Origin of the sequence: Neisseria sp. Dent CA1/247, from assembly GCF_022870825.1 — a bacterium.
GTDB lineage: Bacteria > Pseudomonadota > Gammaproteobacteria > Burkholderiales > Neisseriaceae > Neisseria > Neisseria zoodegmatis.
The window spans coordinates 2,371,471-2,386,871 of record NZ_CP091522.1 but is presented as its reverse complement, the minus strand read 5'-3'; the positions used below and the strand labels follow the sequence as shown (position 1 = coordinate 2,386,871).

Sequence of the window (15,401 nt, the reverse complement as noted above, 5' to 3'; positions counted from 1 at the left end):
ACAAGTGAAGGCGGCGGCTTCTTTCAGAGCTTGCGTAGAGCATCCGATATGCCATACGAAAGCGGGCGCGCCAAAAATTCGCGATTATAGGGCGGTTCGACAGCGAATACAATTCGATATTTATGCAAAACAAAAGATGCGGAGCAGTGTGGTTGCTCCGCATCTTCTTTCAGATGTTTTCAGACGGCCTTATCATGGTTTTCATGCCGGTGCTGAAACAGCTTTTTCTCGGCAAGATAAACCAGCAGAAGCACGGGCACGCCCATCAGCGCAGTCAGCGTAAAGAAGCCCGGATAGCCGATGTTATCGACCATAGCGCCCGAGTAGCCGCCCAGCGTTTTCGGCAACAGCGTCATCAGCGAGCTGAAAATAGCATACTGAACCGCGGTGAAACGGATGTCGGTCAAGGCTGATAAAAAGGCTACAAACACCGCGCCGGCCAAGCCCGCAGCCAGATTGTCGAAGCCCACCGCCAGATACATAAATACAACATCGTGCCCGCGGTACGCCAGCGCCACAAACATCAGGTTGGTCAGCGCGGCCAACACCGCACCGGCCATCATCATTTTCATCAGTGCGAATTTCTGTGCCAAGAAACCGCCCAAGAAGCCGCCCACGACCGCCATCAGCACCCCGAAAGTTTTGACTGCGGCGGCGATTTCTTCTTTGCTGAAACCCATGTCTTGATAAAACACATTGGAAATCACGCCCGCCACGATATCCGAAATGCGGTACACGCCGATTAAGGCCAGCAGCAGTAATGCCGATTTGCCGTAGCGCTGGAAGAAATCGGTAACGGGATGAACCCAAGTATCGACGGCAAGCTGCTTCGGCACCAGCCCGCTTTTCACCGTGAACATGCCGACGATAAGCGCAGCGATGGTCGAAAGTACCAATCGCAATCCTTCAACGCCCAAGCTGCTGAGCGGGCCGCCGCCTTGTGGCAACACTTTGCCCAGTTGCGAAAACGCCGCCACAAAAGCCGTTACCGACAGCACAAACAGCAGCACCAAGCGCAAATTATCAGACGCGGGGCGCGAAGCCGTGTGCGAGGCAGACGACGCAGGCTCGCGTATCAGCAGCGTTGTCAGCACACCCACGCCCATGACCGCAGCCATAATCAAATACGTTTGCTGCCAAGCCGCATAATGATAAGCCTGCTCGTGCGAACCGAGTTTTGCGGCCAAAAACAACGCGCCCGCGCCCGCCACAATCATACCCAAGCGGTAGCCGGCGTTGTAGGTTGCCGCCGTTACCGACTGCATCGCCGTATCGTCGCCCGCTACTTCGATTCGGTAGGCGTCGATTACTACGTCTTGTGTGGCCGATGAAAAGCCGAGCAATACTGCCGCCGCCGCCATCACGGTCAACGCCGCCGAGCCGACCGGATTCACCATCGCCATCCAACAAATAGCGGCGATAATCAGCAGTTGCGCCAACAGCAGCCAGCCGCGCCGCTTGCCTAAACCGCGCGTCAGCAGCGGCAGCGGCAGCGAATCGATCAGCGGCGCCCAAACAAACTTAAACGAATAAGCCAAAGCCGCCCAGCTGAACATGGTTACCGTGTTGCGCTCCACGCCTGCTTCACGCAGCCATAGCGACAAACTGGAAAAAATCAGCAATAAAGGGATGCCGGCGGAAAAGCCGAGAAAAAACATCGTGATCGCACGGCGGTCGATATAGGCGCCGGCCGCGGCCAGCCAGCTTTTGGATGAAGTCTGCGTCATAGATACCTTAAAACCGCATGACGGCGGTTTGGGAAAAATAAAAACGTATTGTAGCAATAAGGCTTGAGGCCGTCTGAAAATGTTGGAAAGCTTAGAGCAAATGTTTATGGCTTTTGAACGGTTCAGACGGCCTAAAAAGCTGTGCGCTTGATGATGGGCGTTGCATAATATTGGCGGCTGGATTGCACAAAGCATTGTTTGTCTTTGGCTTGGTATGCTCATAAAGGAAACCGCACCTTACTGGAATATAAGGTGCAGTTTCTATTTTCAGACGGCCTCAAAGAGGGAAAGCCTATCTATCAATGGTAGGCAATCAAGAAGCTGTTATCGCTTAATACAGCTCTTAATAATAAGAAGCACCGGATATGCTGCTTTCCGGCTCCCACAAGGTTAGTATTTCCGTGTGTTCTGCGGGAACATCCAAGCTGCTGCGGGGCAGGTCGGTAACGGCTGCTTCGGGTTCTGCGGGTACATATTCCTGCGTTTCGGGTGCGCCTGATTCTTCGCCGACCAGCTCGTCGATATCGATGTCGTCATCGCTGCCTTGAGGCAAGCGTGCGCCGGTTTGCTTGGCGCGCATTCTCATGAAGATGTCGCGGGTATAGGCGTATTTGTCGATTGCGGCATCTTGCAGGCTGTCGGTCAGGTCGAGATAGCGGTCGCGGGTGTCGATGCCGCCGACGACTGAAGAGCCGATGCGCCCAGCAGTGGTTTCAAAAATGGCATTTTTCACCGGATACGCGTAAGTGATGGTGGAGCCTATGCTGTCGCGCAGAGTGGAAGGGCCGGTAAGCGGGTAAACGAAATAATTGCTGTTTTTCCAGCCCCACGAGGCAAAAGTGTCGCCTAAGTTGTTTTTGTTGTTGGGAATGCCGCCGGCGTCGGCAACATTGATCAGGCCGCCCAAGCCGAAAGTGGTGTTGACGCCGACGCGCACCAAATCTTCGCTGGCGCGTTTGATGTCGAGCCGCAATAGGTTGCTGCCCATGCTGACGACGTCGCGCAGATTATCGAAAAAGTTGGTTACGCCTTGGCGCACCGGGCGCGGCGTAACGGCGCGGTAGCCGCGGGTAATCGGCGTCATTACATATTTGTCGGCCGTGTCGTTGATTTTGAACATCACGCGGTTGTACGGCTCATAGGGATCGGCAGGATTGCGTTCGGCCCATACAGGCTGTGCAACGGCCAAGACCGCGACTGCCAAACACAGGTTTTTTTTACTCATGGTGCGACCCATTCTTTGATTTCGTATAGCTCGGCCAATGCTGCGACCGAATCGGGCAGGCCGCGCAAGGCAACAGACGAGGGTTTCAAACGTAATGCCGTCAGCAGCAGCGACACGCAAGACGAATCGGCACGGCTCACTTCCGACAAATCGACGGTATGCGTTTCGTTCAGACGGCATTGCTGTTCGAAGCGGGCGTAATTGGCAGGCGTAACCGTTTTCACGGTTACTTCGCCTTTCACATACAGCACACCGTCGCGTATTTCGGATTGCATGGTTTATTGACCGCCGTTTTTAGACTTCAGCTCGGCAATCAGGCCGTCGATGCCTTTGCTCTTGATGGTTTCGCCGAATTGGTTGCGGTAAACGGTTACCAAGCTCGCGCCTTCGATGGCGACGTTATAAGCGCGGTATTTGCTGCCGTTTTGGTAAGTGGTGAAGTCCATATTGACGGTTTTGCCGCCCGGAGGGGTAACTTCTGCGCGGACAACGATTTCTTTGCCGCTGCGGTTTACCACCGGATTGTCTTTAACCACGACTTTGGCGTTTTTGAATTTCAGCATGGTGCCGGAGTAAGTGCGGATCAGCAGGGTTTGGAATTCTTTCGACAAAGCCTGTTTTTGCGTTGCCGTCGCTTCGCGCCAAGGGTTGCCGACGGCCAGTGCGGTCATGCGTTGGAAATCGAAATAGGGCAGGGCATAGTTTTCGGCCTGACGGCGCACGGCGGCATCGTTTCCGCCGTTGGCGTTTTTAAGGATGCTCAATACTTGGGTGGCGTTGTTGCGCACTTGGTTAACTGCGTCGGCCGGAGCTGCAACGGCCAAGTTGATGCTCAAAACGGCCATGCCCAAGGCTGTGAATAAAGATGATTTTTTCATGGATTCTTTTCTTTCTGTTTAAATATAAAACGGATTATTCGGCCGCTGTTTTCGCGGCTTCCGAGGCGCTTGAACCGCCTGAGTTTTTCTCGGCAAAATTGGTCATGAATTTGCCGATCAGGTTTTCCAATACCATAGCCGAGCCGGTAATGGTAATGGTGTCGCCTGCCGCCAAATTCTCTTCATCGCCGCCTTGCTGCAAACCGATATATTGTTCGCCCAGCAGGCCGGAGGTGAGAATCTGCGCCGATACGTCGCTGCTGAATTGGTATTGTGTGTTCAAATTCAAGCTGACTTTTGCCTGATAGGTTTTCGGATCCAGCCGGATGCCGCCGACTCGGCCGACCAAGACGCCGGATGCTTTGACCGGTGCGTTGACTTTCAAGCCGCCGATGTCGGTGAAATCGGCGTAAACCGTATAAGTCTGCCCCGAGCCGCCGCCCAGCGCCGCGCCGCCTGCCACGCGAAACGCGAGGAAACCGACGGCGATGACGCCCAGTAAGACAAATAAACCTACCCAAAATTCCAAAACATTCTTTTTCATCGTATTACTCGTTGTGTGTTATTCGGTAAACATCAATGCGGTCAGGATAAAATCGACCGCGAGCACGGTCAGCGCGGAAGACACGACGGTGCGCGTGCTGGCGCGCAAAATGCCTTCCGACGTCGGCACGCAATGGAAGCCTTGATGCACGGCAATCAGGGTAACGGCCACGCCGAAGACGCAGGATTTGATCAAGCCGTTGATAACATCGTATTGCAGCGAAATATTGCTCTGCATTTGCGACCAGAAAATGCCGCTGTCCAAGCCCAGATATTGCACGCCGATTAGATACGCGCCGTAAATGCCGGCCACATTGAAAATCGAAGCCAGTAAAGGCATAGACAACACGCCCGCCCAAAAGCGCGGTACGACCACGCGGGCAACGGGGTTCACGGCCATCACGTTCATGGCTTCCAGCTGCTCGGTGGTTTTCATCAGGCCGATTTCACTGGTCATCGCGCCGCCTGCGCTGCTGGCAAAGAGAATGGCCGCCAACACAGGCCCCAACTCGCGCAGCAGGCTGGCAGCCACCATAAAGCCGAGCACGTCGGCAGATTTGAATTTGGAAAGTTGCGTATAGCCCTGCAAGCCCAGCACCATGCCGACAAACAAGCCCGATACGGCGATAATCAGCACCGACAGCACGCCGGCAAAATACATTTGCCGCACGCTCAGGCGGAAGCGGCTCAAAGCTGTGCCCGATTTGGCGAGTATCTGTATCAGAAACAGACACACGCTGCCGAGCGCGCGGATGAAGTGAAGGGTATTTCGCCCTATGGTTTGGATAAAATTCATGTTTCTTTATCTATTCGGTCTCTTCAGACGGCCTGTTTTGTGCGTTAAGCAATATGGCCCTATTCATAGCGTGCAGCTAAGCGGTTGAGTATTTTCCTGATAAAGGCTGAAAGTCTCGGCATGGTTTTCAGTTTTTCGGCTATGGGTGGAGAATATTGGTAGTAATTTCTGATAAATATTTTCCCCAATTTTGTCCGATCTAAAGTTTCATCGCGAAAACGTCGCAAGGCAACAACCTCTTTAGCATGGGGGTCTCCGTATACTGCAGTAGCAATAAAGCAGCTAAACTTTTTATAAGTCTTGCCGCAAAAGGGACATACAGAGCGGTCAAGGCTGCCATTATGGTAGAGTAAACGGGGAATCATTTTTTTGCCGCATCCGCTGCATTTTACCCGTTCATCGTTTTTTTCTCTTTGTGCTTGTCTTTCAGCTTCTCGCAGTGCCGCCGCACTTTCTAGTATCGTTACATTGCGGGCGATTGGCCCGCGCTTACCCTGAGAAGAGTCAAATGCAACAGTATCGCCATTTTGAGGTAAATCACTCCCTTTTATATGTCTTACTGTAAAGTAATGTTCTTTGCCTTCGTCTGAGACAATAAATCCATAGCCTTTATCTGTTGAAAACCATTTTACTTTGCCATTCATCTTCTAAACTCCCTTTTTGTTTGAATCAGAACATAAATTTCGTAAGTGGCCGTCTGAAAACTTATTGCGCTCCCAGCAAATCTTGGCGCAGATCGGTTTGCGCCGGATAGCGGAACGGCACCGGCCCGTTGGGCAGTCCGCCGATAAACTGCTGCACCCACGGCGAATCGAGTCTGCGCATTTCTTCCGGGCTGCCGGAAAACACTATCTCGCCGTGCGCCAGAAAAATCACTTGGTTTACAATCGCCAGCGACTGCTCGATGTCGTGCGTTACCATCACGCTGGTGGAGCGCAACGCTTTGTTGGCGCGGCTGATCAAGTGGGCAATCACGCCCAGCGAAATCGGGTCAAGGCCGGTAAACGGCTCGTCGTAAATCATGATTTCGGGGTCGAGTGCGATGGTTCTGGCTAAGGCTACGCGCCGTGCCATGCCGCCGGAAAGTTCAGACGGCATCAGCTTTTCAATGCCCCGCAGGCCGACGGCATTCAGCTTCAAAACCACCAAATCGCGGATAACGGCTTCGGGCAGCTTGGTCAGCTCGCGCATGGGGAAGGCGACGTTGTCAAACACGGATAAGTCGGTAAACAGCGCGCCGTGCTGAAACAAAACGCCCATGCGGCGGCGGTGTTCGTATAATTCGGCCGCGCTCAGTTTGGCCAAATCGCGCCCCTCTACCAGCACTTGGCCTTGCTGCGGGTGGATTTGGCCGGTAATCAGGCGCATCAGCGTGGTTTTGCCGCTGCCCGAACCGCCCATCACGGCTGCAAAATTACCTTGTCGGATGGTGAAGTTGATGTTTTGAAGAATCGGGCGGTCGCCGTAGGCAAACGCCACGTTTTTCATTTCAATGAAGGGGCTGGTGGTCATGCGCGTGAAATGTGTTGAAAGGTTTGTATTTTAATAACTTAAGGTAGGCATGGGCAATTTTTCAGACGGCCTTTTCATGCAAAAATACACTACTGTATGTAAATTACTGAAATCATTCCGCTTATCATAAAATAAAAATAAGGCAAAAAATACAACAAGCTAAATCAAGTAATGATGAACGGCATTGTAGTGTTTTAAACGGTATTCGGGCTGAAAAACGGGTGATTCGGATTGCAGCAAGCTCTTTTATGGATGCGCTTGAGTTGAACAATGCGGCTGTTCCCGATGCTTGATACGGGCGCAGCCGCAAATGTTAAGCGTTTGTGCATTCTTGCGGAAGCCAAATGCTGACTTTCAAGCCGTGCTCGAAGCGGGTTGAATCCGACAGGGAAATGGTGCCGCCGTAGCGCTCGGCAATCGTTTTGGCAATCGACAGCCCCAAGCCGCTGCCTTCGGTGCCGCTGCCCAATACGCGGTAAAACGGGTCGAACACGCGCTCGCGTTCTTCGAGGGGAATGCCGGGGCCGTTGTCTTCCACTTCCAAACGCAGGCCGCCGTTTTCGATTTTGGCAGTCAGATCGACTTGGCCGTTTTCGGGCGTGTAGAGGATGGCGTTTTCCAGCAGCGTTTTCAGCAGCGTGTAGATTTCGGTTTCGTCCACGCAAATATTGACGCTTTCGCAGTCGGCGCCCAAGTCGATGTTTTTGCCTTCGGCCAAGGGGTATAAATCCTGTATCAGTTTTTGGCAGAACTTGGCTAAATGGATGTTTTGTGCGGGTTGCTGGTTTTCATGCGCCTGCGCCCGCGCCATTGAGAGCAGCTGTTCCAGCAAACGGCGGTTGCGCCCTATGCCTTCGCGCAAGTCTTCAACCAGCGCGGCGGTTTCTTCCGGCAACCCTTTGCCCGACAAACGTTCGGCCTGCAAGGAAAGTGCGGTCATGGGCGAGCGCAGTTCGTGGGCGGCGTCGGCGATAAAACGCTGCTGCTGGCGGATGCTTTCGCCCACGCGGTGAAGCAGATGGTTGATGGCTTCGGTAAAGCCGTAGATTTCCATCGGAATTTTGTGGGTGGAGAGCGGGGAAAAGTCGTTGTCTTTACGGTTTTCGGCCTGTTCGGAAAGCCGGGAAATCGGGCGCAGGCTCAGGTGGATAATCAGCATGGTCAGCAATACGGCCACCGGCACCAAGGTCAGCAGCGGCAGTACGGCAAACCACGCGCTGTCGAAGGCTACGTCGTCGCGGAACTCTGTTTCTTGGATAAACGCCACCAGCGTGTTGTCTTCATAGCGGTGGATGTAGGCGCGGTAAGACTTTTTCTTTTGTTTGTCGGTGATATTGAAAAAGCCTTCTTCGGGGTCGGACGGAATATTGAAGCGGCTTTCGTCGTCAACGGGCTGGATGTAGATGCGGGTGTCGTTGTCGATGTCGGTGTAGCCTGCTTCTTCCGGCAGCTCGTCTTTTCTGGTGAGCAGTGCGGCCTGCTTGAGCATGTCGTCTTGAAGCTCTTCCGCTTCTTCAAACATGGTGTAGAAAGTAACGACCCCTGAAATCAATGCGGTGGCAAGGATAATCAGGGTCAGAAAGACGGAAAGGCGTGCCTGAATGGATGGGTGGCGGAACATAATATATGTATTTTCTCGGTAGGATTGCCATGCAATCGTTCAATTAACAGCCGTGCAGTTTTCTGTTTATACAGCATATTTTGCCACAAGAGGTGGATTTTTTCAGACGGCCTCAATCAATGGAGCGAATACGCTGCCGAAGGGTAGGGTGAAATTCGGCAAGCATACACGGCGGAAATTAGGTATGGATTAGGTATGGCGTAAGTTTGGGAGCGGTTGCGATTGGCGGATTGGTTTGGTAAGGCAATCCAGTGCTGCCGACCGATATTTTTCAGACGGCCTCTTAAGCCTATGCCTGTGCTGTCATCGTTAGAGCGGATAGACAAACACTTTGGATTGGCGTTTGCTTTCGTGATATTCGTGTCGGCGTTCTGGGGGCAGGTCTTCGGGTGAGGCCGTCTGAAAACCGCGTTCGATAAACCATTCGCCGGTGTGGGTGGAGAGGGCGAACAGCTTGCGGATGTTGCGGGTGCGGGCTTGGGCGAGCAGGTGTTCGAGCAGCAGTTCGCCGTAGCCGCTGTCTTGCGCTTCGGGGGAAACGACCAAGCAGGCCAGTTCGCCGGATTGCCCGTCGGAGAAGGTTTTGAGCGCGACGCAGCCGTAAATTTGGCGGTCGTGTTCCAGCACGGAAAATTCGCCGATATGGTTTTCGAGATATTCGCGGCTGCGGCGCAGCAAGATGCCTTGTTCTTCCAGCGGGCGGATGAGTGCGGCGATGTCGGGTATGTCGCCGCTTTGGGCTTGGCGTATGCTCATGAAGGCGTTGTGTGCCAGCGAAGTGCCGACGCCGTGGCGGGTGAACAGCTCGGCAATCAGGCTGCCGTTGCTGAGGCCGCTGAGTATTTGGGTGCGCTGTACGCCGTTTTCGACGGCATTGACGGCGGATTGGAGCAGGCGGCGTTGCGACGGGTGGATGCTGCCGTTGTCCAACATGCTGCGGGCTTCTTCGGCGGAAAGGTTGGACAACACATTGCCTTGCGCGTCCAATATGCCTTCTTGGCCCACCATGTAAATCAGTTTTTCGGCTTGCAGGGCGATGGCTGTGCTTTCGGCGATGTCGCCCATGCTGAGGTTGAAGGTTTTGCCGCTGAGCGAATGCCCCAGCGGGCTGATGAGCACCAGCGCGCCTTCGTTGAGGTTGCGTACGATGCTTTCGGTGTTGATTTTGCGAACGACGCCGGTGTAGCCCATGTCGATGCCGTCGATCACGCCGAGCGGGCGGGCGGAAACAAAATTGCCCCCGGCGATATTGAGGGGTTTACCGCGCAAAGGGGTTTGGGAAAGGCCGAAGGACAGGGCGGCTTCGATGTCGCTGCGCACCATGCCGCAGGCTTGTTTGGCGTAAACCAGCATGGTGTCGTCGGTGATGCGGCGGCCGTTGTGGTATTGCGGCGTGATGCCGGCGGTTTCGGATAAAACGTTGATTTGTGTGCGCGAACCGTGTACCACCACCAAACGCACGCCCAAGCTGGCGATTAAGTTTAAATCGGCGGCGAGCGTGGGCAGCGCGGTGCCGCCGAACAGGCTGCTCGCTATGCCCACAACCAGCGTTTTGCCGCGCAGGTAGTGGATATAGGGGGCGGCTTCGCGGAAGTCGCGGATGAAATCAACGGAGGCGGTCATCTCAATTCAGTAACAGCACTAGGTAAAAAAGCTGCATGATCAATACGGTTAGTGCAACCAATGTGGCCAGCGTCCAGTTGAAGCCGTCTTTTTTCGGCTCTTGCTGCGGCATGTGCACGGGCATCGGGCCGGACGCGGGTATAGCGGGCGCAGGTTGGGCAGGGCCTTTCATTTTGGCTGCGGTGGCGGCTTTGGCGGAATTGCGGGCATCGGTAACCAGCATGTTGTCGAGCAGGTCGGCAATTTCATGCTTGGACAGTGTTTTGCGCGTGCGCACCTGCGGGCCGATGGAGTGAACCAGCTTGGTATCGGTAACGGCATTCAGCAAGAGGCTGGGGTCGATGTTTTTCGGTGTTTCGGCGATGTGGTTTTTCGCCTGAAACAAGCCTTCGCACTTTCGGCACACGACGAAACCTTGCGCAACATTCAGTTGCGTATCTTTAACCCACAAACGGGTTTTGCAGTGAGGACAGACGCAGACGGGCATAGTGTTGTAATTGAACGTTTATTATTAAAGGATTGGGCATTTTAAGGTTTTTCAGACGGCATGGGAAGCAAGCCGGGGCTGACGGTAGGGATTGGGGGCTGTTCGGCGCGATTTGTGTGTTTTTATTACCTATGATTATGAAATTTCGCTCGTGTGCGGCGTGCGTTTGCTTTGTTTGAAAACGGTGTTGCGCCGCCGCCTTTTTTGAATGGAACGAAATATGTGAAGTGTGGAACCGACCACATGCCGTCTGAAAAGTAAGTGTTCATGTTTTTCAGACGGCCTTGGGTTGGTAGGGCAGGCTTGCCGCCGTTTGCTATTGATTCCGTTATAATCCACCCATCTATAACCTTTTCAGACGGCCTCATACCATGTCCCAAACCCTCCTCCTTGTCGACGGCTCTTCCTATCTCTACCGCGCGTTTCACGCCATGGCACCGCTTACCGCGCCCGACGGCACGCCCACCGGCGCGTTGTACGGCGTGCTCAACATGCTGCGCCGCCTGCGTGCCGATTATGTGCACGACTATTGCGCGGTGGTGTTTGATGCCAAGGGCGAAAACTTCCGCCACAAAATGTATCCCGACTACAAAGCCACGCGCCCGCCGATGCCCGACGAACTGCGCCCGCAAGCCGAAATGCTGCCCGAACTGGTGCAGCTGATGGGCTGGCCGGTGTTGATTGTGCCGGATGTGGAGGCAGACGACGTGATCGGCACGCTGGCCAAGCAAGGCGAGGAAGCGGGCTGGAACGTGGTGATTTCCACCGGCGACAAAGACATGGCGCAGCTGGTGTCCGAGCACGTTACCCTTGTCAACACCATGAGCAACGAAAAGCTCGACATCGACGGCGTGAAAAACAAATTCGGCGTGCGCCCCGATCAAATCATTGATTATCTGACCTTAATCGGCGACAAAGTGGACAACGTACCCGGCGTGGACAAATGCGGGCCCAAAACCGCCGTGAAATGGCTGGAACAATACGGTACGCTGCAAGGCGTGATGGAACATGCGTCTGAAATCAAAGGTAAAGTAGGCGAAAACCTGCAAGCCGCGCTGCCGCAACTGCCCCTTTCTTACCAACTCGTTACCATCAAAACCGATGTGGATTTACATGGCGATCTTTCAGACGGCCTCGAAAGTCTGCGCCGCACCACGCCGAAATGGTCGCAACTGGCGGTGGAATTCAAACGCCTCAACTTCCGCACTTGGCTGAAAGAAGCCGAAGAGCGCATGCACGAAGGCAACGGCGATTTGTTCGGCGCGGCGCATATCGGCGAACAGGCCGCATTAGCCGCAGAGAGGCCGTCTGAAAAAGAAATCGGCATCGCCCAAGCCCCTGCAACGCTGGATTATCAAGCCATTACCACCGAAAGCCAATTCGCCGCCCTGTTGAGTAAATTGTCGCAAGCCGACACCATCGGCATCGACACCGAAACCACCAGCCTCAACCCGATGGAAGCGCAGCTCGTCGGCATCAGCATCGCTTTCAAAGCAGGCGAAGCCGTGTATATCCCGCTCGGTCACACGCCCACCGCCGCGCCCGAACAGCTTGATTTGCAAGACGTATTAGGCCGTCTGAAACCCCATTTGGAGAATGCGGAACTCAAAAAAATCGGCCAAAACCTCAAATACGACCAACACATTTTTGCCAACTACGGTATTGCCCTGAACGGCATTGCCGGCGATGCCATGCTCGCATCTTATATTATCGAAAGCCACTTGGGGCACGGCCTCGACGAACTTTCCCAACGCTGGCTCGGCCTGCCCACCATCACCTACGAATCCCTGTGCGGCAAAGGCGCGAAACAGATTTCGTTTGCCGATGTCGGCCTCGAACAAGCCACCGAATACGCCGCCCAAGATGCCGATTTCGCCCTGCGTATCGAAGGCCATCTGAAAGCACAAATGGACGAAAAACAGCTGGAAATGTATCAAAACATGGAGCTGCCCGTGGCCCAAGTGCTGTTTGAAATGGAGCGCAACGGCGTACTCATCGACAAAAACGAACTCGCCCAACAAAGCCACGAACTCGGCACCCAACTGCTGGCACTGGAGCAGCAAGCCTACGAAGCCGCAGGTCAGCCCTTCAACCTCAACTCGCCCAAACAACTGCAAGAAATCCTGTTCGACAAAATGGGCATTCCCACCAAAGGGCTGAAAAAAACCGCCTCCGGCGGCATTTCCACCAACGAAGCCGTGCTCGAACAACTCGCGCCCGACTACCCGCTGCCCAAAATCATCTTACAAAACCGCGGTTTGGCCAAACTCAAGTCCACCTACACCGACAAACTGCCCGAAATGATCAACCCGCACACCGGCCGCGTGCATACCACCTACGCCCAAGCCGTCGCCATCACCGGCCGCCTCGCCAGCAACAACCCCAACCTGCAAAACATCCCCATCCGCACCGAAGAAGGCCGCCGCGTGCGCCGCGCCTTTACCGCACCCGCAGGCAGCGTGATTGTGTCCGCCGACTATTCCCAAATCGAGTTGCGTATCATGGCGCATTTGAGCGGCGACAAAACCCTGATCGAAGCCTTTAAAAACGGCGAAGACATCCACCGCCGCACCGCCGCCGAAGTGTTCGGCGTCGCACAAGAGAGCGTGAGCAGCGAACAGCGACGCTACGCCAAAACCATCAACTTCGGCCTCATCTACGGCATGGGCCAATACGGCCTCGCCAAATCACTGGGCATCGACAACCTTTCCGCCAAAAACTTTATTGACCGCTACTTCGCCCGCTACCCCGGCGTGGCCGACTACATGCAGCGCACCAAAGAACAAGCCGCCGCCCAAGGCTACGTAGAAACCCTGTTCGGCCGCCGCCTCTACCTGCCCGACATCCACAACAAAAACGCCAACGCCCGCGCCGGAGCCGAACGCGCCGCCATCAACGCCCCCATGCAAGGCACCGCCTCCGACCTTATCAAACGCGCCATGATCGCCGTCCGCAACTGGCTCGTTTCAGACGGCCTCCAAAGCAAACTCATCATGCAAGTGCACGACGAACTGGTGCTGGAAGTGCCCGAATCGGAACTGGATTTAGTGAAAACAAAACTGCCCGAGATTATGGCAGGCGTAGCCAACGGCATGCTGGGCGTGCCGCTGGTGGCCGAAGTGGGCGTGGGAGAGAATTGGGAAGAGGCTCATTGATTTGAATAAATAAAAGGCCGTCTGAAAAATAATTTTTCAGGCCGTAGGTCGGATACTTGTATCCGACTTTTTGAGGGAAGCTGAAACACTTTGTCGGATTTAAGAATCTGGCCTATGGTTGCTAAAAAAGGAAAATACATGATGGAACAATCAAAAATTAAAGCCCTATTTGACAAGAAAAAAATATATTTAAAAAAATTTGTAGAGTCGATACAACCCTATTGGAATCAACTTTTGGCAAAACCGCGACACGAACAAATTCTATTGGTGTTTACTATAGAGGCAATCTTGGCAGTTGTTGTTGTCCTTTTCACGTTGCCGATTATTTTGGCTTTATCTTTTATCACTATTGAAAAAATTCTCACCACTACTGGCGTTTGGACATTAATTACCTTATTGATTTCCAGCCCTATTGCATTTTTTGTTTGGAAATTCCGTGATGAAAATACTGTTCATCAACTGGAAAACCAACGTAAAGATGTGAATTTGAAAGAATTTCAGAAAATTGCCGAATGGGTCAGTGGTTTACATTTGGTAGAGGATAAAATCGTAGAGAGGACTAAAAAGATAGAAACCCCAGTAGAGAATAATTCATCCAGGCAAGAGGGAAATCAGGAGGAAACAACGGATACAACTCCTGAAACCGAAACCAGCCGTGAATACGGTGAAGCAGGCCAATCTCGACATATTCCCAGCCATAGCCGCCAAGACGGTGCAGTTGGTTTACAGGTGGCAGCTGTCTATATGCTGAAGCCATTTTATTGCGGTGATCATGGTGACGGCTTCCGTAAACCCGCACTCAACCTGCTGACTTCGGCATGGTTGGCTTTATTTAAGCAGGTGGAAGATGATGAGGAAAATAACCAGAAGCCAGATTCTGAAAAGCTGAAAAACAGTCCTTTAGCCATTGCACTGACCGAAGTGTTGTTAGCAGATGGCGGTATACATCTGCGCCGTTATCCCGAAGTATTTCCCAATCTCTATTTACCCTATTTGAATTTGCATTTGTCTGGATTGGATAAGGAAGTGTTGAAGTTGCTTTCGGAAGATTTGAATTGCAGCAGAATCAATTTGAAATACGCTTATTTAAAAATGGCCGAGTTGAATGGGGCTAAGTTGAGCGGAGCTAAGCTGAATGGAACTAAGTTGAACGGAGCTAAGTTGAACGAAGCTAAGTTGACTGGAGCTGACTTGACTGGAGCTGACTTGAACGGGGCTAAGTTGAATGGGGCTGATTTGATCTCGGCTAACTTGAACGGTGCTAACTTGAACAAAGCTAAGTTGGACAATGCTACGTTGAATAACGCTAAGTTGAACAACGCTACGTTGAATAAAGCTAAGTTGAACAATGCTAAGTTGAAGGGGGCTGCGTTGAAAGGGGCTGATTTGACTGGGGCTGAGTTGAAAAACGAAGCTGACTTGAACGGTGCTGATTTGAAAGGGGCTAAGTTGGCCGGTGCTAAGTTGGACGGTACTAAGTTGAACGGTACTAAGTTGGACGGGGCTAATTTTTATTTAGCCCAATTATTCAACATAAGAACTAACCATCATACCTCTTGGCGAGGAGCTCTATTCGATACAGACAATATTCAAGAAATTTGTACGTATCTTGACGATGAAAGCCTGAAATGGATTATTCAAGTACCCAAATTAGCAGCAGTCCCCAAGGCTAGAAGGACACTCTTCAAATTTGAAAGAAATGGATATCAGTATGTACATCAAATACCTAGATCATTAACTGTTGAAAAATTACAAGAGCTTAATCCTCAATGGATTATTTCACTTAAAGAGTGAAACTCTGCTTTCATTAAGTAAAGCAAGCCGTAACCTACAT

General features: G+C 52.9%; 13 protein-coding genes. 2 read left to right on the top strand and 11 right to left on the bottom strand.

The window, feature by feature from the left end:
- Nucleotides 1–179: 179 nt before the first annotated feature.
- The 11 genes from LVJ85_RS11705 to LVJ85_RS11655 form a co-directional block, all read right to left on the bottom strand.
- Complete coding sequence (locus LVJ85_RS11705) at nt 180–1,727, bottom strand: MFS transporter (protein ID WP_244739948.1); 1,548 nt, start codon at nt 1,725–1,727, stop codon at nt 180–182.
- Between the two features lie 343 nt (nt 1,728–2,070).
- A complete protein-coding gene (locus LVJ85_RS11700) occupies nt 2,071–2,952 on the bottom strand; it encodes a VacJ family lipoprotein (RefSeq protein WP_244739947.1) in 882 nt (293 codons plus the stop codon).
- Nucleotides 2,949–3,227, bottom strand: coding sequence for a lipid asymmetry maintenance protein MlaB (locus LVJ85_RS11695; protein ID WP_244739946.1), 279 nt, complete (start codon nt 3,225–3,227; stop codon nt 2,949–2,951). The genes LVJ85_RS11700 and LVJ85_RS11695 overlap by 4 nt, the downstream gene beginning before the upstream one ends.
- Nucleotides 3,228–3,230: 3 nt before the next feature.
- On the bottom strand, nt 3,231–3,830 hold the full coding sequence (locus LVJ85_RS11690; protein ID WP_085363383.1) for a phospholipid-binding protein MlaC: 600 nt from the start codon (nt 3,828–3,830) through the stop codon (nt 3,231–3,233).
- Nucleotides 3,831–3,864: 34 nt separating this feature from the next.
- Entirely contained in the window at nt 3,865–4,374 is a 510-nt protein-coding gene (gene mlaD / locus LVJ85_RS11685; protein WP_115134343.1) for an outer membrane lipid asymmetry maintenance protein MlaD, read from the bottom strand.
- Nucleotides 4,375–4,392: 18 nt separating this feature from the next.
- Entirely contained in the window at nt 4,393–5,169 is a 777-nt protein-coding gene (gene mlaE / locus LVJ85_RS11680) for a lipid asymmetry maintenance ABC transporter permease subunit MlaE (protein WP_115134766.1), read from the bottom strand.
- Nucleotides 5,170–5,228: 59 nt separating this feature from the next.
- Nucleotides 5,229–5,813 carry a cold-shock protein gene (locus tag LVJ85_RS11675; RefSeq protein ID WP_244739945.1) on the bottom strand — a complete coding sequence of 195 codons (585 nt, stop codon included), beginning with the start codon at nt 5,811–5,813 and terminating at the stop codon, nt 5,229–5,231.
- Between the two features lie 61 nt (nt 5,814–5,874).
- Nucleotides 5,875–6,681, bottom strand: a complete 807-nt coding sequence (locus LVJ85_RS11670; RefSeq protein WP_244739944.1) for an ABC transporter ATP-binding protein — start codon at nt 6,679–6,681, stop codon at nt 5,875–5,877.
- A 313-nt stretch (nt 6,682–6,994) separates the two neighbouring features.
- Nucleotides 6,995–8,302 carry a HAMP domain-containing sensor histidine kinase gene (locus LVJ85_RS11665; protein ID WP_244739943.1) on the bottom strand — a complete coding sequence of 436 codons (1,308 nt, stop codon included), beginning with the start codon at nt 8,300–8,302 and terminating at the stop codon, nt 6,995–6,997.
- A 309-nt stretch (nt 8,303–8,611) separates the two neighbouring features.
- Complete coding sequence (gene argA / locus LVJ85_RS11660) at nt 8,612–9,925, bottom strand: amino-acid N-acetyltransferase (RefSeq protein ID WP_244739942.1); 1,314 nt, start codon at nt 9,923–9,925, stop codon at nt 8,612–8,614.
- Nucleotide 9,926: 1 nt separating this feature from the next.
- Complete coding sequence (locus LVJ85_RS11655) at nt 9,927–10,412, bottom strand: MJ0042-type zinc finger domain-containing protein (protein ID WP_244739941.1); 486 nt, start codon at nt 10,410–10,412, stop codon at nt 9,927–9,929.
- 371 nt (nt 10,413–10,783) lie between these two features.
- Here LVJ85_RS11655 and polA point away from each other — a divergent pair, with 371 nt between their 5' ends.
- Nucleotides 10,784–13,567, top strand: coding sequence for a DNA polymerase I (gene polA, locus LVJ85_RS11650; protein ID WP_244739940.1), 2,784 nt, complete (start codon nt 10,784–10,786; stop codon nt 13,565–13,567).
- 138 nt (nt 13,568–13,705) lie between these two features.
- Entirely contained in the window at nt 13,706–15,361 is a 1,656-nt protein-coding gene (locus LVJ85_RS11645; RefSeq protein WP_244739939.1) for a pentapeptide repeat-containing protein, read from the top strand.
- Nucleotides 15,362–15,401 lie beyond the last annotated feature (40 nt).

Excerpts from the sequence above, each read along its gene's own strand:
- LVJ85_RS11695 (WP_244739946.1), bottom strand. The coding sequence starts at position 3,227 with ATGCAATCCGAAATACGCGACGGTGTGCTGTATGTGAAAGGCGAAGTA.
- LVJ85_RS11665 (WP_244739943.1), bottom strand. The coding sequence starts at position 8,302 with ATGTTCCGCCACCCATCCATTCAGGCACGCCTTTCCGTCTTTCTGACC.
- polA (WP_244739940.1), top strand. The coding sequence starts at position 10,784 with ATGTCCCAAACCCTCCTCCTTGTCGACGGCTCTTCCTATCTCTACCGC.
- LVJ85_RS11700 (WP_244739947.1), bottom strand. The coding sequence starts at position 2,952 with ATGAGTAAAAAAAACCTGTGTTTGGCAGTCGCGGTCTTGGCCGTTGCA.
- mlaE (WP_115134766.1), bottom strand. The coding sequence starts at position 5,169 with ATGAATTTTATCCAAACCATAGGGCGAAATACCCTTCACTTCATCCGC.
- argA (WP_244739942.1), bottom strand. The coding sequence starts at position 9,925 with ATGACCGCCTCCGTTGATTTCATCCGCGACTTCCGCGAAGCCGCCCCC.
- LVJ85_RS11645 (WP_244739939.1), top strand. The coding sequence starts at position 13,706 with ATGATGGAACAATCAAAAATTAAAGCCCTATTTGACAAGAAAAAAATA.
- LVJ85_RS11675 (WP_244739945.1), bottom strand. The coding sequence starts at position 5,813 with ATGAATGGCAAAGTAAAATGGTTTTCAACAGATAAAGGCTATGGATTT.
- LVJ85_RS11705 (WP_244739948.1), bottom strand. The coding sequence starts at position 1,727 with ATGACGCAGACTTCATCCAAAAGCTGGCTGGCCGCGGCCGGCGCCTAT.
- LVJ85_RS11690 (WP_085363383.1), bottom strand. The coding sequence starts at position 3,830 with ATGAAAAAATCATCTTTATTCACAGCCTTGGGCATGGCCGTTTTGAGC.
- LVJ85_RS11655 (WP_244739941.1), bottom strand. The coding sequence starts at position 10,412 with ATGCCCGTCTGCGTCTGTCCTCACTGCAAAACCCGTTTGTGGGTTAAA.
- mlaD (WP_115134343.1), bottom strand. The coding sequence starts at position 4,374 with ATGAAAAAGAATGTTTTGGAATTTTGGGTAGGTTTATTTGTCTTACTG.
- LVJ85_RS11670 (WP_244739944.1), bottom strand. The coding sequence starts at position 6,681 with ATGACCACCAGCCCCTTCATTGAAATGAAAAACGTGGCGTTTGCCTAC.